At 43.2% G+C, this 18092-nt stretch carries 14 protein-coding genes, 1 tRNA gene and 1 other RNA gene; 11 read left to right on the top strand and 5 right to left on the bottom strand.

Translation table 11 applies throughout. From position 1 onward, the window contains the following. Positions 1 to 67: transfer RNA gene (locus tag R7F67_RS23420), tRNA-Tyr, on the bottom strand. A 292-nt stretch (positions 68 to 359) separates the two neighbouring features. Between R7F67_RS23420 and R7F67_RS23415 the strand changes: the two genes are divergently transcribed. After that, positions 360 to 1454: an efflux RND transporter periplasmic adaptor subunit gene (locus R7F67_RS23415; RefSeq protein WP_005378593.1), complete on the top strand. Its 1095-nt coding sequence runs from the start codon at positions 360 to 362 to the stop codon at positions 1452 to 1454. Then, complete coding sequence (gene vmeF / locus R7F67_RS23410; protein ID WP_054576347.1) at positions 1454 to 4567, top strand: multidrug efflux RND transporter permease subunit VmeF; 3114 nt, start codon at positions 1454 to 1456, stop codon at positions 4565 to 4567. The genes R7F67_RS23415 and vmeF overlap by 1 nt, the downstream gene beginning before the upstream one ends. Before the next feature lie 80 nt (positions 4568 to 4647). Here the strand turns inward: vmeF and R7F67_RS23405 are convergent, their stop codons facing one another. Further along, positions 4648 to 5223: a porin family protein gene (locus R7F67_RS23405; RefSeq protein ID WP_053307492.1), complete on the bottom strand. Its 576-nt coding sequence runs from the start codon at positions 5221 to 5223 to the stop codon at positions 4648 to 4650. A 214-nt stretch (positions 5224 to 5437) separates the two neighbouring features. On the opposite strand from R7F67_RS23405, the gene R7F67_RS23400 reads away from it, so the two are divergent. Next, positions 5438 to 5755 (top strand): DUF1244 domain-containing protein, encoded by a 318-nt coding sequence (locus R7F67_RS23400; protein WP_005378586.1) that lies wholly within the window; start codon positions 5438 to 5440, stop codon positions 5753 to 5755. A 61-nt stretch (positions 5756 to 5816) separates the two neighbouring features. Here R7F67_RS23400 and R7F67_RS23395 read toward each other — a convergent pair whose 3' ends face one another. After that, complete coding sequence (locus tag R7F67_RS23395; protein WP_005389952.1) at positions 5817 to 6911, bottom strand: PLP-dependent cysteine synthase family protein; 1095 nt, start codon at positions 6909 to 6911, stop codon at positions 5817 to 5819. 138 nt (positions 6912 to 7049) lie between these two features. On the opposite strand from R7F67_RS23395, the gene R7F67_RS23390 reads away from it, so the two are divergent. Together R7F67_RS23390 and R7F67_RS23385 are read left to right on the top strand one after the other, a co-directional pair. Further along, the gene (locus R7F67_RS23390; RefSeq protein WP_017820003.1) at positions 7050 to 7514 is read left to right on the top strand and encodes an Lrp/AsnC family transcriptional regulator; all 465 of its coding nucleotides are present in this window, start codon (positions 7050 to 7052) and stop codon (positions 7512 to 7514) included. Positions 7515 to 7970: 456 nt separating this feature from the next. Next, positions 7971 to 11012, top strand: a complete 3042-nt coding sequence (locus R7F67_RS23385) for a cadherin repeat domain-containing protein (protein ID WP_318057400.1) — start codon at positions 7971 to 7973, stop codon at positions 11010 to 11012. Positions 11013 to 11080: 68 nt separating this feature from the next. Here the strand turns inward: R7F67_RS23385 and tesB are convergent, their stop codons facing one another. Next, a complete protein-coding gene (gene tesB / locus R7F67_RS23380; RefSeq protein WP_005378575.1) occupies positions 11081 to 11941 on the bottom strand; it encodes an acyl-CoA thioesterase II in 861 nt (286 codons plus the stop codon). Positions 11942 to 12181: 240 nt separating this feature from the next. Between tesB and R7F67_RS23375 the strand changes: the two genes are divergently transcribed. Beyond that, positions 12182 to 12616 (top strand): YbaY family lipoprotein, encoded by a 435-nt coding sequence (locus R7F67_RS23375; RefSeq protein WP_005378572.1) that lies wholly within the window; start codon positions 12182 to 12184, stop codon positions 12614 to 12616. Positions 12617 to 12646: 30 nt separating this feature from the next. Here the strand turns inward: R7F67_RS23375 and R7F67_RS23370 are convergent, their stop codons facing one another. Continuing rightward, positions 12647 to 12949, bottom strand: coding sequence for a DNA base-flipping protein (locus R7F67_RS23370; RefSeq protein ID WP_033905036.1), 303 nt, complete (start codon positions 12947 to 12949; stop codon positions 12647 to 12649). A 257-nt stretch (positions 12950 to 13206) separates the two neighbouring features. Here R7F67_RS23370 and R7F67_RS23365 point away from each other — a divergent pair, with 257 nt between their 5' ends. The 5 genes from R7F67_RS23365 to R7F67_RS23345 all read left to right on the top strand — a co-directional run bounded on the left by R7F67_RS23365 (position 13207) and on the right by R7F67_RS23345 (position 17951). Further along, the gene (locus R7F67_RS23365; protein WP_005389942.1) at positions 13207 to 13950 is read left to right on the top strand and encodes a hypothetical protein; all 744 of its coding nucleotides are present in this window, start codon (positions 13207 to 13209) and stop codon (positions 13948 to 13950) included. 152 nt (positions 13951 to 14102) lie between these two features. Beyond that, positions 14103 to 16106 carry a GGDEF domain-containing protein gene (locus R7F67_RS23360; protein ID WP_318057399.1) on the top strand — a complete coding sequence of 668 codons (2004 nt, stop codon included), beginning with the start codon at positions 14103 to 14105 and terminating at the stop codon, positions 16104 to 16106. A gap of 137 nt (positions 16107 to 16243) precedes the next feature. Continuing rightward, positions 16244 to 16340, top strand: an RNA gene (gene ffs, locus R7F67_RS23355) — signal recognition particle sRNA small type. Between the two features lie 212 nt (positions 16341 to 16552). Next, positions 16553 to 17287, top strand: a complete 735-nt coding sequence (locus tag R7F67_RS23350; protein WP_005378485.1) for an RNA methyltransferase — start codon at positions 16553 to 16555, stop codon at positions 17285 to 17287. A 244-nt stretch (positions 17288 to 17531) separates the two neighbouring features. After that, positions 17532 to 17951, top strand: a complete 420-nt coding sequence (locus R7F67_RS23345; protein ID WP_005378483.1) for a CBS domain-containing protein — start codon at positions 17532 to 17534, stop codon at positions 17949 to 17951. Positions 17952 to 18092: the final 141 nt, after the last annotated feature.

The raw sequence follows: 18092 nt of genomic DNA, 5'->3' as shown, positions 1-18092 counted from the left end.
GGACGGATTCGAACCATCGAAGGCAGTGCCGGCAGATTTACAGTCTGCTCCCTTTGGCCACTCGGGAACCCCTCCAGAGGATTTTTATACTTAGTAAGATGTTTTCCCAACTCATCTCCCAAGTGCGGAGCGAATCATAGCAAACTCGCTCAGGCTGTAAAGCGTTTTTCTTACGTTTTTACGTTGAATGCTGTCTTTTTGGGCAAAGATGGTAGAAAGTCAGCGTTTTGTTTGTCCTTTGAACAGAAGAGAAGCGCGCTTTTTACTTGAATTTACACTACTTGACGTTAAACACCGTATCTACTGATAAACTGTAAGCAGTTTAATGACATAAGTTTATTCGTTTAGAAGTCAATATCATGAGCATGAAAGCCACGTTATCGTTATCTGTTTTAACGCTTTCTATATTACTGAGTTCTCCATCGGTTTGCGCTGCGATGCGAGGAGGCTCAGCGGTTACCGTTGTGACTGAACAAGTAGAAACGCACGAGATCAATCAATCCTTAACTCTTATCGGCAAATTAAAGGCAGCGGAGTCTGTGGTTGTCGCATCGGAAGTCGCCGGCAAAGTGAATCAAATCGCTGTTAAAGCGAATCAAAATGTCCAGCAAGACCAGCTATTAATTAAGTTAGATGACGATAAGGCTCAAGCCGCTTTGATTGAGGCAAAGGCGTATCTAAAAGATGAACAGCGTAAGTTAAAAGAGTTCCAACGTTTGGTTAAGCGGAATGCGATTACTCAAACTGAAATCGATGCACAAAAAGCCAGTGTTGAAATAGCACAAGCGAGGCTTGATGCTGCTCAAGCCAATTTAGCTGACCTCCATATTACTGCCCCATTTTCTGGCACTGTTGGTTTTATCGATTTTAGCCGCGGCAAAATGGTCAGTGCGGGTACTGAACTTTTGACGTTGGATGATCTTTCCGTCATGGAACTGGATTTACAAGTACCGGAGCGCTATTTATCGATGCTTTCTATTGGTATGGAAGTCATCGCTAAAACCAGTGCATGGGGTAGCCAGACCTTTACTGGTCAAGTCACAGGTATTGATACGCGGATCAGCGCCGAAACACTGAATCTTCGCGTGCGTATTGAGTTTGATAACCCAGAAAATCAATTGAAGCCGGGCATGTTGATGAACGCTTCACTAGCATTTCCTGCTATTAAGGCGCCAATCATTCCTGTTCAAGCACTTGAATACTCCGGAACTAAACGTTTTGTATATGTAATTGATGAAAATAACAAAGCTACTCGTCAAGAAGTGTCGCTAGGTGCTCGTGTTGGTAACGAGGTGGTGATCGAATCTGGTGTTGAGATTGGTGACAAGATTGTGGTTCAAGGCATTGTTAACATGCGTGATGGTGTCGAAGTGAAAGAAATTGTCGCGCCACTAAAAGCGAACACCACGGATGTGACACGCAATGACAGTGAATCGGATGAGGAAGAAAACTAATGTTACTGTCCGACGTTTCAGTTAAACGCCCTGTCGCGGCGTTGGTTCTGAGCATGCTGTTGTGTGTGTTTGGCTTTGTGTCATTCACCAAATTAGCCGTTCGTGAAATGCCTGATATAGAAAGCCCAGTCGTTTCTATCAGTACGCGTTATGAGGGTGCATCTGCGACTATTATTGAAAGTCAAATTACCTCCGTTTTGGAAGACCAGCTTTCTGGGATCAGTGGGGTTGATGAAATTAGCTCCACTACTCGTAACAGCATGTCGCGTATCACGATCACGTTTGAGTTAGGTTACGATCTCAACACAGGTGTGAGCGACGTGCGTGATGCCGTAGCTCGTGCTCAGCGCTCGCTACCTGATGAAGCGGATGACCCTATTGTTTATAAGAACAATGGCTCGGGAGAGGCGTCGCTCTACATCAATCTCAGTTCTGCAGAGATGGACCGTACTCAATTAACGGATTATGCCGAACGTGTATTGATGGACCGCTTTAGCCTGATCTCTGGGGTTAGCTCCATTGATCTCTCCGGTGGTTTGTACAAGGTCATGTACGTGAAGCTTAAGCCAGAACTAATGGCTGGACGTTCAGTTACAGCTTCGGACATTACATCAGCTTTACGAAGTGAGAACCTAGAAAGCCCAGGTGGTGAAGTTCGCAACGACTCAACAGTAATGTCCGTGCGTACGGCTCGTACTTATAACACGCCTGAAGATTTTCAATATCTTGTCATTAAACGCGCAAGCGACAATACACCTATCTATTTAAAAGATGTAGCAGATGTCTTCATTGGTGCAGAAAACGAAAATTCAACCTTCAAAAGTGATGGTGTAGTAAACATCAGTCTTGGTGTGGTATCGCAGTCAGACGCAAACCCGTTAGAGGTTGCTAAGCTGGTTCGTTCTGAAGTCGATAACATCCAGAAGTTCTTACCAGAAGGTACACGCCTTGCGATAGATTACGACGCGACAGTATTTATCGAGCGTTCAATCGAAGAGGTGTACAGCACGCTATTTATCACGGGCGGCTTGGTGATTTTGGTGTTGTACATTTTCATCGGCCAAGCTCGTGCAACCTTAATTCCTGCGGTTACGGTTCCTGTTTCTCTGATTTCTTCGTTCATTGCCGCGTACTACTTTGGGTTTTCTATCAACTTGATCACCTTGATGGCGTTGATATTATCGATTGGTTTGGTGGTGGATGACGCAATTGTGGTTGTAGAGAATATCTTCCACCATATTGAACGCGGTGAATCGCCATTACTCGCCGCATATAAAGGCACAAGAGAGGTTGGTTTTGCTGTTATAGCAACAACATTAGTGCTGGTGATGGTGTTCTTACCGATCTCCTTTATGGATGGCATGGTAGGTCTACTATTTACAGAGTTTTCTGTATTGCTGGCTATGTCGGTCATATTCTCCTCTTTGATTGCCCTGACGCTGACTCCTGTATTAGGTAGTCAGATTTTGAAAGCGAATGTAAAACCAAATCGATTCAATGAAGCGGTTGATCGCTTGTTTAGCAAGCTTGAGAGTGGTTATCGCGCATTATTGAAAGGCGCATTGAAAGTACGTTGGGCTGCTCCGCTGGTGATTCTAGCTTGTTTGGGCGGTAGCTATTTCTTGATGAATCAGGTACCGGCCCAGCTGACCCCACAAGAAGATCGCGGTGTTATATTCGCGTTTGTGCGCGGTGCAGATGCTACGTCATACAATCGTATGTCAGCCAATATGGATATTGTCGAAGACCGATTGATGCCATTACTAGGGCAAGGTTATCTGAAGTCATTCAGTATCCAAACGCCAGCGTTTGGTGGCCAGGCAGGAGACCAGACAGGCTTTGTGATCATGATTCTAGAAGATTGGAACGAACGTGATATCACGGCTCAGCAAGCCCTTAACAAAGTACGGAAAGAATTGGCAGGTATCCCAGATGTTCGAGTGTTCCCATTTATGCCAGGTTTCCAAGGTGGTTCGAGTGAGCCAGTTCAGTTCGTATTAGGCGGCTCTGATTACGATGAGCTCGTTGTTTGGGCTGAAATGCTAAAGAACAAAGCAGAAGAATCACCAATGATGGAAGGAGCAGAGATAGATTACTCGGAAAAAACGCCTGAGTTATTGGTTACAGTTGACCGACAGCGTGCCGCAGAGCTAGGAGTCAGTGTTCAAGACATTTCTGACACCCTAGAAATCATGCTCGGTGGTAAAAGCGAAACGACTTATGTTGAGCGTGGCGAAGAGTACGATGTGTATCTTCGCGGTGATGAAAATAGCTTTAATAATGCTGCAGATTTAAGTCAGATTTATCTGCGCACGAATAGCGGTCAGCTAGTGACGTTAGATGCGGTCACAAAAATTGAAGAAGTGGCGGCCTCTATTCGTCTTTCTCACTACAACAAACAGAAGTCCATCACTATTACTGCCAACCTGTCGGAAGGTTATACATTAGGAGATGCGCTGGATTACCTAGACCAGGAAGCCATCGACAACTTACCGGGTGACATTTCGGTGAGTTATTCGGGGGAGTCGAAAGACTTTAAAGAGAACCAAGCGAGTGTTGCTGTTGTGTTTGCATTGGCACTGCTAGTGGCGTATCTCGTGTTGGCGGCTCAGTTTGAAAGCTTCGTAAACCCGTTAGTGGTCATGTTTACGGTGCCGATGGGTGTATTTGGTGGCTTCCTTGGTTTAGTTATTATGGGCCAAGGTATGAACATTTATAGCCAGATCGGCATGATCATGTTGATTGGTATGGTGACGAAAAACGGTATTTTGATCGTAGAATTTGCCAATCAGCTACGTGATCGTGGCGTTGGGTTTGAAAAAGCGATCATTGATGCAGCTGCGCGACGTCTACGTCCAATCTTGATGACTGCGTTTACCACACTTGCTGGCGCAATTCCGTTGATCGTATCGACAGGGGCGGGTTATGAGAGCCGTATTGCCGTGGGTACGGTAATCTTTTTCGGGATGGGGTTTGCGACATTGGTGACCTTGTTTGTTATCCCGGCAATGTACCGATTGATTTCGGCGAAAACACAAGCACCAGGTCATGTAGAAGCAGAGTTAAACAAAGCAATTAGCCATGATACGAAGGGCCGTATAGCGCACCCTTAAATCAAACGTTAAAACATAAAAGCCGAGGTAATAACCTCGGCTTCTCTTTATCGGTTTAAAGTTAGCTCGGAAGCGTTCGATTAGAAGCGTTTCCCTAGGCTGATTTGTACACCTTCGTAGCTGTCGTAAAAATCTTCAAAACCCATATCCGCGACATTATAAATGTACTCTGCGCGTAACCAGATATCTTTGCTCATATCCCAATGGACACCAGCACCGATGTTGAATAGCGCGCCTGAATCATCTGTGACTTTTTGTTCGTTTGGAACATACATTTCAGCTTGAGTGCCAAGCGCAGTTACGCGACCAAACAGTGACAGCGGCGTATCGCCTAAGTTATCACTTGTTACAACAGCAGACATACCTGCTTGGTAATAGTGAAGATCTAAGTCAGTTTTTAGAGCATCGTTCTTAAGTTCATTTTGTGAATAGCGCAGAACCCCTTCAAACGCGAGGTATTGGTTTATATGGTAACCCCAGCCAACTGTGATATGTGGTGTTGACCACTCATTGTCTCTATCCGAGCCGAAATACGGTGTATCAAAACCAACGTTACCAGTACCCAGATAAAAATAAGATTGATGAGCTTGTTCTTGAGCAGCTAAAGTTGGCACGCTAATGGTCAAGGCAGACAATAATAGAATGGCGTTTTTCATAACTAGACGATAACCTTGGTAAAAGACCGTTGTAATGATTTGTTTAAATGTTAATTTAATCAATAGGATGGATGGTAATTATCATATCAGCTTTTATCAAAGGTAGTGATTTTAGAATGGGAATTGTTGCGCTAAAGCATACTTCTTACTCATGACTACCGACTAACTAGATATGGTGACGAAAGCTAGCTAAATAAGAGAGAAGGAAAGGAAAGTGGCTGAATTCAAATACAAAAACTTGACTCAAGAAGAACAAGATAAGTTAGACGCGGCGACATTTCGCCGTTTATTGGCGCATTTAGATGCTAACAAAGACGTACAAAACATCGACCTGATGATCCTTGCGGGCTTCTGTCGCAACTGCTTTAGCAAATGGTATAAATCTGAGGCTGAAAATCTCGGTTTGGATTTAGATATTGATGACGCTCGCGAACGTGTTTACGGCATGACTTACGATGAATGGAAACAAAATCATCAACCAGCGGCAACGCCAGAACAATTGGCTGCGTTTGAAGCGCGCCAGAAAAAGTAAAACCCAGCGATAAAAACAGCCCACATGAAGTTGGGCTGTTTTTTAAAGTCCAGTTTGCACGTTAAGCGTTAGTTGAGCCGCAACAAGCTGGCTCAACGCAACCTTTTGCTTGAATGACTTCGAGTTGAGCTAAGTAAGGTTGAATATCGCCGATGTTCTCTTTTACCCATGTTAAGTCATAATACGTATCTAGGTAACGCTCTCCAGAATCACATAGAAGCGTCACGATAGAACCCTTCTCACCGCGTTGTTTCATCTCACAAGCCAATTGCAGCACACCGTAAAGATTGGTGCCTGTTGATGCGCCGACTTTACGCCCAATCAGCTGAGATACCCAATGGGCGGTTGCCACACTGGCTGCGTCTGGAATTTTGCGCATTTCATCAATGACACCAGCAATAAAACTTGGTTCGACACGTGGTCGCCCGATACCTTCAATTTTGCTGCCAGTATCGCCTTTCAATGAGTGATTTCCTGACTGGAAAGCATCGTAAAACACTGAGTTTTCAGGGTCTACCACGCAAAGCTTAGTGTCGTATTTTTGGTAACGAATAAAACGGCCAATGGTTGCTGATGTGCCGCCTGTTCCAGGACTCATCACTACCCAGCTAGGAATCGGGTGATCTTCTAACTCCATTTGGCTAAAGATAGAGTTCGCGATGTTGTTGTTACCGCGCCAGTCAGTAGCGCGTTCAGCATAAGTAAACTGGTCCATGTAGTGACCATTTAGTTCTTGAGCCAAGCGTCGAGACTCGTCATAAATCTGATCTGATCGTTCAACAAGGTGCGCTTTACCACCGTAAAATTCAATTTGTTCGATCTTTTTACGTGCAGTGGTTTTCGGCATGACGGCAATGAACGGTAAGCCAAGTAAACGCGCAAAATACGCTTCCGAAACGGCAGTGCTGCCTGAGGACGCCTCGATTACAGTGGTTTCAGGACCAATCCATCCATTACAAATAGCATAAAGAAACAATGAGCGCGCCAATCGATGCTTAAGAGAGCCTGTTGGATGCGTGCTCTCATCTTTTAGGTAGATATCGATACCATCAAGAGAAGGCAGTTCAAGTTTAAATAAATGAGTATCAGCAGAACGTTGAAAGTCTGCTTCAATTTTACGCACTGCATTGTTGATCCAGTTGTGGTCAGTACACATGGCGTCTCTCCTTGGAAATCGATAGATAAGCATTAGATGGGAATAATTTACCTATAATACGAGAGAAAAACTTTGCTATAGTTGCCGGTAATGACTATTTTGATAGAAAAGTTTTCTACACTTCGTGGGTTTTATAGGATGAGTTTGGATCGGGTCGATAAACAGCTGCTTGCGTTGTTACAAACCGACAGCACCTTGTCATTAAATGAGTTAGCAGAGCAGGTAAATCTGACAACGACGCCATGTTGGAAGCGTTTGAAAAGGTTGGAAGAAGAGGGCTACATCGAAAAACGCGTGGCGTTGTTAAGTACAGAAAAGCTCGAGCTATCTTTCATTGCATTTGTTCAGTTAAAAACGATTGATCATTCCGAAGGTTGGTATCACCATTTTGTTACAACTGTGAGTGACTTTCCTGAGGTAATGGAGTTTTATCGTATGGCTGGCGAGTATGACTACATGATGAAAGTACTAGTCAAAGATATGAAGTGTTTTGACGAATTCTATAAGCGGTTAGTTAATAGCGTAAAAGGGCTATCTAATGTGACTTCAACATTTGCTATGGAGTCCATTAAATACACAACAGAGTTACCAATCCTAAAATAACTCGCCCTATAAGAATTCTATCTAATGTTAATTCTACCTTTTAGTATTTTAAATGTTAAAAGGTAGTTTGATTATGCTTTTAAAACTATTTCCTACCAGATTTTTATAAATATAAACGATATTTATTCTCTCTTCTATTTTTCATTAACCATTTGTTTTTGCAGTCCATTAATCCTATACATCATAACGAAAGAAAAAATAACGCAATTTTTTCTCTTTCTTTTTCATGTTTTATTTTATTGAATATTAATTTTTACTAAATTAATGGAAGAGTTTGATTTAAACGTTTGCTTTTTGTGTTTTCATGTAATTTGGTCGCTATTTTTGATTATTTGTTTTTAGGATTAATACAGTAGCAATTACTTAAGTAATAAAGTACTCAAAAATGGGGATAGTGATTAATAAAACATCGTATTATTATCGCCCCATCTTGTATGTAACAAAGTATTACTAAAAATGAACAGAAATTACTATTTGCTTTTTCTCGCAGCTTTACTCGCTGGCTGTGGCGGTGGGGGAGACTCTAAGCCGAACAATACGAAGACACCAACTACGATAACAAAGCAGAACCGTCCGCAATTAAAAGTGGAAGACACGGTGTTGAAGTTTGAAGGAGTGGGAACGGTTACTGAAGCAAAACTGAGCAATGTACATGGGTCGGTATCTTACCAAGTCATTGATTCTAATCCGCCAAATGTCGTGAAAATTAATGACTCAGGAATACTACAAATTCTGCGCCCAGGAACGGCGACTATTCTTGCTACAGATAGTAGCTCTGCTTATGAATCTTCTGAAGCAAGATTTTCTGTCACTGTAGAGCGAGGCATCAATACTGAACTTTCAGTGAGTGATCTGAATTTCAATGCGATTGAGTCAGAAGGAAAAGCGTTGATCGTCCGTGGCCAAAAAGGCGAACTGAGTTATGAGGTAGAAAGTGGTCATAACTTGATTCGTGTTGATGAGAACGGTTCGGTATATTCATTAGGTTCAGTTGGTCAGGCATCGGTGCTGATTACTGATTCAGGTAACGACTTTTACTTGCCGAAACAAGTTCGCGCTACGGTTAAGCTGCATGCAGTAGCTCCGGGGCAATTACAGTTCGCTTTGCTTGAAGACGAGTATCGAGAAGGGTTGACGTTAGAACCAGTGCGTCTAGATAAAGCTCAAACGCAACGTATTTCTTACAAAATTATAAATAGCGTACCAGACAGCAAGGTGGCCGAGTTGCTAGACCCTGAAACGGGTTTACTTCTTGTTCATAATGTTGGTCGATTAACGGTTGAAGCGACTGCAACTTACAGCGACGCGTTTCTGGATAAACAGCAAACAGCGCAATTTTTTGTGGATGTAAAACAAGGCAAGCGTCAAGAAATCAGGGCAGCGGATATCGTCACAACTTATGAGGAAGGTGGACGAATTTTCCCTAAGGTGACGAACGCCTACGGTGACTATGAGCTGAGAATCATTCGTGGTGAAGACGTTGTCGCTAAAACTGAAAATGGTGAAGCATTACTGATCAAAGGTGTTGGTGCTGCTGAAGTGGAAATTTACGAGCATGACATGCGTAATTATCCTGCAAGCAAAACTCGCTTTGATCTTGAAGTTAATCGCGCGCCTCATCCCGTTATAAAAGACATTGAAATGCCGCTTACCTATCAACCAAATCTTTCAATCCCTCTGGCGTTTAAAGGGCAAAAAGGTAACGTAAATCTAGTTAGCAGCTTACCTAATGGCTTACGAATGACTGACGGCAAGTTGGAGGTAGTGACTGCGGGTGAGTACGACCTTAAGTTTGAAGACGATGGTGGGGAGTTCTACCAACCTATTCAATTTAATGTCGTCATTAAAGTTGCAAAGGCTGAAGGCCAACCCATGGCAACGCACGATTATGACGTTGTATACAGCAACAAATACAGTTTTGATCTTCATCGTGATTTTGGTTTGAGTGCTGACGAGCAAATTGAGATTGTAGATAACACCGCACCAGATGTTGTCGGTGGTTTTAGTGAAGGACGTCTCCATGTGTATAAAGCGGGTAAAGCGACGCTAACTGTGCGCAGAAAAGAGAGCGCGAATTATACTGTTGGTCCTGATCAAAAAGTCTACGTGACAATTTTGAGTGCGCCGAGCCGAATTGAAGTTCAATCCGATGTGGAAGAGATTTGGAAGGTTGGCCAAACATTTGTTGCGCCGAAAATCTCTGGTACGGTTGGGGAAGTTACGTACCGATTTGCAGACAACGCAGCAACAGATGTAGTTTCCTTAAACAGCCAAACGGGTGCCATGCAAATTCTTAACGCGGGTAGCACAAAAATTATTGTTTCGGATGCGGGGGACGACAAAGTGGATCCGGGTGAAAGTAGTTTCTCGGTCACGATTAAACAAGGCACAAACCCTGTATCGGTTACTTACCCAACGGTAGAATTCTCCGCTGGTAGTGTTATCTCACCAGTGATGAGTGGTGGGACTGCGAAGGCAAGTTACCGTCTTATTAACCAAAAAGATCCTGTGGTCGAGCTAGTTTCCCCTGATACGGGGCGTTTGAAGATTTTGCACGCAGGCGAGTACCAAGTAGAGGTTACTCTTACTGGACGCAACTACAAAGCTAAAACAATCGTCGTAAATGGCACTATTAACAAAGCGAATCACCCTGGTTTAAGTGCTTCTACAATGAAGGTGGAATTTGAACCATTTAAAAAGGTTAAGCTAGACTTTGGTACACCAATAGGAAACCGCAGCTATCAAATATCCAGCTCAACAATTAAAGGAGTCGCTTCATTAGATGTTGATAAGGAAGAGCTGACGTTACTTGACCTCCCACCAGTAAAAAGACGTTGGATTTCTCTCGACGTTTCGGAAGGAGAATCTCGAGATTACAAAGCGTTGGAAAGTAAGAAAGTCCAGCTGTATCTAAGCTTTGCAGATGAAGGTGTTGCGGATCAATATACATTGCTTGAAACTGAACAAACAGTATTGTTTAGCACGCTAAATGCACGTGAGTTTTCTAACTTAGAAGAAAGTGAGTTTGGTTTGATGAACGTTCGTTCAGTGCGTGAGCCAACGGACGAAGAATTGAAATTATACGGCAAAGGTAAGATTGCACTACTTGCATTCAAGCCGGTGGGTAACGATGACCAAACTCTAATAAAAGGAGCGTGGGTACACTTAGCTCGATTTGATGGATGTACATCAGAGCTGTTCGAAGATGATCTCAAGCCTTTTGAAGCAATTGACTATGATGACCCAGGGTACTGCACCAACGGCAGCACGATTCGTATGACTCGGTTCTTAATAATTGATGACTCGAAGATGGAAAAGGTAGAGTATGAGTTAGTAGCACCTGTGATTACTTACCGTCGTGGGGTTCGTGAATTTTTAGCAACGAATAAAGGTGGATTCTATGCCGACCCAAATGTCATTTACGGGAAAGGCGAATATGGTTACCCGAAATCACTTTACGAATGGTCGGTTATTAACATGAAGTATCAACCAAATTAATCATCGTTTGATACCCCTTAAAAAAGGAGTGCGGAACAGCACTCCTTTTTTCGTCTGGCGAACACGAGCTATTTCGTGTAGCGCATCACCCCTTCTTGCACGGCGGTCGCCACTAAGTGACCTTGCTGGTTGTATATTTCGCCACGGACCAACCCACGAGTATTGCTCGCCGTTGGGCTCTCTATCGCATATAGAAGCCATTCATCCATCTTAAACGGACGATGGAACCAGATAGAGTGGTCAATGGTGGCCACTTGAAAGTTAGGCGTCATTAATGAGACTTCATGTGGATGCATTGCTGTCACAAGGAATCCCCAATCGGATGCGTAGGCCAGAAGGTACTGGTGAATTAGCTGATTCTCTGGCATTTCACCATTAGCACGAATCCAAAGGTACTGTTTGGGTTCTGCTTTTTTGGGCTTCAAAGGGTTGATAACCGTAACGGGGCGAGTTTCGATTGGCTTTTCCCCGCAAAATGTTTTGCGTAAGCGTTTGGGTAGAAATTCTGCAATATGGCTTGCGAGCTCACTCTCTGAGGCAAAGTTTTCTGGACCAGGGATATCTGGCATTTCTTTTTGATGATCAAACCCAGGTTGATCGCCATGGTAGGATGCGGTTAGGTAAAAAATAGGGCGTCCATTTTGAATTGCTTTTACGCGTCTAGTGCTAAAGCTACGGCCATCTCTCAGATTTTCTACATCATAAATAATAGGTTTTTCTGGATCGCCAGGGTACAAAAAATAGCTATGGAAGGAGTGTACCGTGCGTGTTTCTTCAACGGTGTAGCGCGCAGCAGAAAGCGCTTGCCCAATTACTTGACCGCCATAAACTTGAGGCAAACCTAGGTTTTCACTTTGGCCACGAAACAAGCCTTCTTCTAATTTTTCGAGTTGTAGTAGGCTGAGCAATTCTCGTAGTGGTTTACTCATTGTGTCTCCTCACCGTTGTCTTTCATTCCAAGTTACCTCAACAGCCTCACTCTTGTGAAGTGGCATAGTTAAGAACTATTGAGTAACTTAGAAATAGTATTGTTCCAATTATGAAACAAAATCAATTGTTTGATAAATTCTAACTCAGTCAAACTATTGTCAAATAAACTGACAGGAAGCAGACAGTTTTATATTCCACACCTATAATTGCCTCGGTTTAATGCTCTTTTCGAGGAATATATGAAAAAAACACTACTACTTGTTACTTCTCTACTCTTTGGGGCTGCGTTAGTGGGTTGCCAAACTTCTCAAAATACAGAAATGGAATCTACAGAGGCGTCAATGAAGACGATTACAGGTACAGTGGCTTATCGCGAGCGGATTGCCTTGCCACCAAACGCAGTGGTTACTATTGCGTTAGAAGATGTGTCCTTGGCGGATGCGCCAGCAAAAGTGTTGGCGAAACAGACATTCGAAACGGAAGGTAAGCAAGTTCCTCTTTCTTTTGAGTTGAGTTACGACAGCAATGAAATCAAACCAAACCATCGTTACAGCGTTCGTGCTCGCATTGAGGTAGATGGAAAGCTGCGTTTTATCAGCGACACACATAACGGTGTTATTACAGATGAAGCACAAACTCACCAATTAGATATTCGTCTAGTTGGAACACGTTAATACGACGTACTGAGAACAAAAAATGGCAGCTTAAGGCTGCCATTTGTATTTTTTAAGTGAAGTTTTGCCAACTTCCGAGACTTCAATCCCTTCTGCTTCTAATTTCTTTTTTTGTCGCTCTAAGTCTCTGCCTTTTAAAGATATTTTTCCTTGGCTATTTACCACTCTAAACCAGGGGAGTTTGCTGTCTTCTGGTAGGTTACCCAGTGCTTTACCAACATGTCTCGCATAGCCCGGATAACCGGCCATTTTTGCAATTTCCCCATAGGTGGAGACTTTTCCTTTTGGAATTTGGTGAATTACAGCAAAGATTTGCGCTAAAAATTGGTCCATACTCAAAAGTGTCTATTTTGGATTACTAAGGAATGGTAAACCATTGGACTTGTATATTGCTAACGGTTCTTAACCCTTGTGTTGTCAGCGACTCACTTTGAAGAATTACATTTTCTGTTCTTTAGTGTCGTTGGTTGATGAGCCTTAAACAGCATGAAGCAAACGCAAGCTAAGCTTGAATCTAGACCCTCTCAACGACTTTCAATCCCAGTTTTTGCCGTTGAGTTACCAAGTAGGTGGGGAAGCCAGGAGGCGCTATGATTTTATCGACACTTCAATTTTTCGTTACGACCTTACTCGCTGTTGTCTGCGTTCGGGCGATGAGTTTGAGCGAGGGTGACATTCCCGTTCTTGCACTTATGATCCCCGCGCTGTGGGTTCTGCCACAAGGTGGGTTCGCTGGCTTAGTATTGCTGGGCGCGATGATGGCTTTTGGTGCGACACTCTCAATGCAGCCAATTGCTTTGTCGGTTGGTGTTTTGATCCTTTTCCCACTTTTAATGGTGGTGTTTTCTCGTAGAAGCTCTTTAGGCGTGTTGCTCACCGCTGGTCTTATTGTACTTACACTGCAAGTTGGTCTTATGGTCACACAGCAAGGCGGTAAGCTGGATGGGTCTGCTTGGGTTACAGTGGTTCAAACCATTGCGGTTATGGCGATGTGGTGGTCGGCTGCGCATTGGACGCCATCCAATAAACACAGCTGGTGGCCGTTGTTTTTGTTGCTCCCATTGTGGATTGCAGGCCTACCGTACGCCGTTCTTATGGCGTTAAGTTTGACGGGAATGTTAGCGTCAATGGAAGCACTTGCGAAGCTTCAACATACCATTCGTTGGAGCAAATTATTATGTTGGACATTGCCGACTGTGGGTTTTGCCGCTTTAGTCGTCAGCCCGACCACGGATGTGCCAAACCCTGTTTTCGTGGTTTGGATCTGTTTGTTAGGGACGGCTTGGATGACTGACTATATTTTACGTAGTAGCGATGAACAGGCTGAATTATGAATTTTTAGTCAGGTAAAAAGTGACATGTGCGGCAGAGTATCGAATTGGTTGTGGAACAAAATGGAGATTAGTATATGTTCTTCATTTCATATTTACTACACTTCCAATAATAATAACCACAATATAAGTGGTTGATTTAAGATAAGTTTGTCATGACAACTTTTGCTCGAACACTGTTGCTTTTTGCATGTTGCCTCTTGAGTTTGAATGTAAAAGCCGAAGCCCCTTTAATTGCTCATTATAAAGTCGCGACTGAAGCGGATGATGTCGTCACTCGTGTTCTTTTCAATGCTGCTTCAAAGGAGTTTGGCTTTACCGTTCAATACGTAAACTACTCCAGCTTTGATGCCATTCTAAATTCAGTAGCGAATGGGGAAGCGGACTTTGCTGCGAATATCACTTACACACAAGAACGTGCTCAACGTTTTAGTTATTCCCGCCCAACAAATATCGAATATACCTACCTCTTTGGCTTAAAAGATTCGACGTTGAGTGATATTTCGCGTGTTGGCGTCCCCAAAGATACAGTTTATGCCCAATTACTTAAACAACACTACCCTGGTCTAGAACAGATCTCTTATCAAGGTCACGAACAAGCAGTAACACTGCTACGTTCAGGTGCTGTGGACGGCGTTGTCGATGCCATTAACCAGCTCAAGCCGATGCTGATGGAGGGGTTTGACGCCAAGATGCTCAATGATCAGATTTCGATAAAGCCCGTATCCATCATCAGTAAAAAAGATCATCATCTTGAGGAGTTGGACACGTTCGCTACGTTTATTCACGGGGAAGCGGTGCAAAAGCAGCTTCGCGAAGAAATTTCCCAGTATCAATTTGAATTAAGGCGAGCAGCGTTGCGTGATTCTATTCGTTTATTACCCCTTGATTTTAATGAACCAATACGGATTAAGCTCGAATCTATCTTTCCATATGTTGTATACAACGCAGATGGTAGTGTCGAAGGGATGACGGCTGATGTAGTCCTGAGAAGTTGTGAGATCTTGGCTTTAAACTGCTTGATCATTAGTGAGCCTGGTGAAAGCTGGGGTTCTATGTACCATGAGTTTATCCAAGGTAATTTCGAAATTTTGGCGCCGTTAACGGTCAGCCGTGAGCGGCGCGCATTTAGCTACTTTCCAAAGTCCCATTACGCGCCAGCATCGGTGATGGTCAAGCGTTTAGGTTACAAACCGAGCACATACTCTCATGTTTCACAGTTGATATCTGAGCAGATTGGCGTAGTTAAGGATGACTTTTTCGATCAAATGATGACGCAACTGTTACCGCTAAAAGAACTCAAACGTTATCGTACTCAACAAGAGCTCATTCAGGGGCTATTAAATGAAGAAGTCGATTACATTCCGATGGATACGGCGATGCTCAATCATTTTTTACGTCTCAGTGAATTGGTTCCGATAGAGCAGGATACCGCTATTGGTGAGTTTTATGAGTCACAACTCTCTGTTGGATTGGTCGCGAATGAAAAAGGAGCCATGCTTGCGCCTTTCTTCAGTCGAGCGATAGCGATGTTAGAAGTTGATAAGATCATTGCTCAGCACGATGTACGCCCAGATTGGCGTACCGCACTTGAATATGAGATTCGATTAGCGACGCAAACACAAGCTGTGTTTATCTTTGTGTTATTGTTTGCTATTTGTGTTTCGCTTTATCTTTACCGTCAATCTAACACTGACAACTTAACAGGGTTAAGGAATCGTCGTGCGTTGCAAGTAAAGTATCGAAAAGGAGTAAACAAAGATCTATCCATACTTTACTTAGACATTAATCATTTCAAACGAATCAATGACACTTATGGGCATCGCGCTGGGGACGAAGTTTTACAACTACTGGCACTAAAAATTCATTATGTCTGGTCGGGAAGATGTTATCGAATTGGAGGGGATGAGTTCATATTACTGGGTTATCCTACGCAAGCTGAGTTAACTAGAGCAATGAGAGAGCTCAGTAGAATCGATGTGAAAGGCAAATTATGTAGTGATTTGGAGTCTATAAGTATCTCTATTGGTTTCTCTGCAAAAAGGGAACGGCACATGAGCTTAGAGCAAGCGATGCATTTGGCTGATGAAGACATGTACATGAGTAAGCAGTCCTCACGGCACGACTCCTCTTATCGTGACTGTACGGTTTCATCATAAAGGAATGAATTGATCGAGTTTTGTCCAAACGGTAATGAAATGATGAAATTCAAGGTTTTTGCTCTTGCATTATGAGAGCTGATACTGAATAATCGCCCCATCGATTGAGGCAAGACCTCTCGAAAAGAATTATGGGGCTCTGGTCCTCTCGCAACAATAGCTCGTGAACTCGGTCAGGTCCGGAAGGAAGCAGCCGCAGCGTGTGACTTGTGTGCCGGGATGTGGCTGGGGTCCCACCCTTTGAAAGCCCTGCGTTATCGCAGGGCTTTTTTCGTTTTTGAGCCTTCTTTTATTTTGGCTACGCTTGGTGTTCAACGTCTTCTGATGATCAAGCTTCTTGAGGTTATTTAGGTATAATTTATAATCTCATCCGCTTGATACCGAACTGTCGTGAAGATTGTTTAGGGTACGCTCGCCGAATAACCATTTTCACCTGGGATACTTTAATGATTTCAAAAAACCAATTAAAACTGCTTCGTGCTTTAGGTCAAAAGAAACAGCGTAAAGCGCATGGCTTATTCCTAGTTCAGGGTGAAAAGAACGTACTAGAGCTAGCAAGTAGTTCATTGAAGGTGAAGCAGGTTTTTGCAACAGCGGCATTTCTCGAACAAAATGCTGGTACGCTAAATCGTTTTGATTGTGTTGAAGCATCGCTTGATGAATTGACCAAAGCGAGCACGCTTGTGAGCAATAATGCGGCCATTGCTGTGGTTGAAATTCCGAGTGTAAAAGAGCCTCAAGCGAAAGGCTTGATGATTGCGCTAGATGGTGTATCCGACCCTGGTAATCTAGGTACGATTATTCGTGTTGCAGACTGGTATGGCATCAAGCACATTATTGCGAGTACAGATTGTGCTGATCCTTATAATCCTAAAACGATCAGTGCGACCATGGGCAGCTTTGGCCGCGTACAAGTGAGTTTGGTGGATTTGCCAAGTTACTTGGAACACGCCAAATTGCCAGTATATGGCGCGTTTTTGGAAGGAGAGAGCGTTCATAAAACGGATTTCGCTGCTGAAGGTATTTTGTTGATGGGCAGCGAATCTCATGGTGTGCGTGAAGCCGCAGCAAAATTCGTGACAGATAAGATCACGATTCCGGCGTTTGGCGGTGCCGAATCACTGAATGTCGCGATGGCGACTGGCATTATTTTAGACAACATGCGCCGCCAACATAGCTAACGCAACAATTACATAATAACAAAGCCAGTCAATTGACTGGCTTTGTTGTATTTTGCCTAGAAAAATCAGCCTGGCTGAATCTTGCGTTTAACGAAATACAGTGAATGTTGTTCGGTGAGTTAATTTTGTTTTAGTTCAATAGGCTGTGCCTATAAATAAAATTACTCCTTTCCATTTAGTAAAATCAGGAAATTAGGCGACACTTATCTAAAGGCCGCAATAAAATGCCCTTAAGGAGATAAGAATGCATTCATTAAAAGTAAAAGATTACATGACGTTGCAAGCGGTGACTTTCACGAAAGATATGTCACTTTCGGCAGCTTTAAACAAAGTAATGCAAAGTGTCACACTAGGTGGCCCTGTCATTGATGAAAATGAAAAAGTGGTTGGGTTTTTATCGGAGCAAGACTTATTAGATAAGTTGGTGAAAGCAAGTTATCACTGCCAAGATACACATACGGTACAAGAGTGTATGCATGATGATGTCTTATCTGTTTCTCCAGAAATGTCAGTAATTGAACTGGCTGACATGATGAAAGTTGGAAAGCCGAAAATGTATCCAGTGGTGGATGGCAAAGGTAAGTTGGTTGGTGTTATCACAAGAAGAGACGTGCTGCGTGCCATAGGAATGACATTAAATGAGTGTTTTAAGCATCCCGTTTAACCTCTCTGTTTAAACTTTACGGAATATTGCTTTTAAACTGGTTTGGAAAGACGCTTCGGCGTCTTTTTTATTTTCAGCCCTAAACCACCTACTTCAGTAGGTGGTTATCATCCGTTTCGGCTTTGCCTGTAAAACTACTCA

The organism is Vibrio sp. YT-17, from assembly GCF_033337375.1.
Classification (GTDB): Bacteria; Pseudomonadota; Gammaproteobacteria; order Enterobacterales; family Vibrionaceae; genus Vibrio; species Vibrio alginolyticus.
The sequence above is the reverse complement of the archived record's forward strand: the minus strand, read 5'-3'. Positions and strand labels throughout refer to the sequence as shown.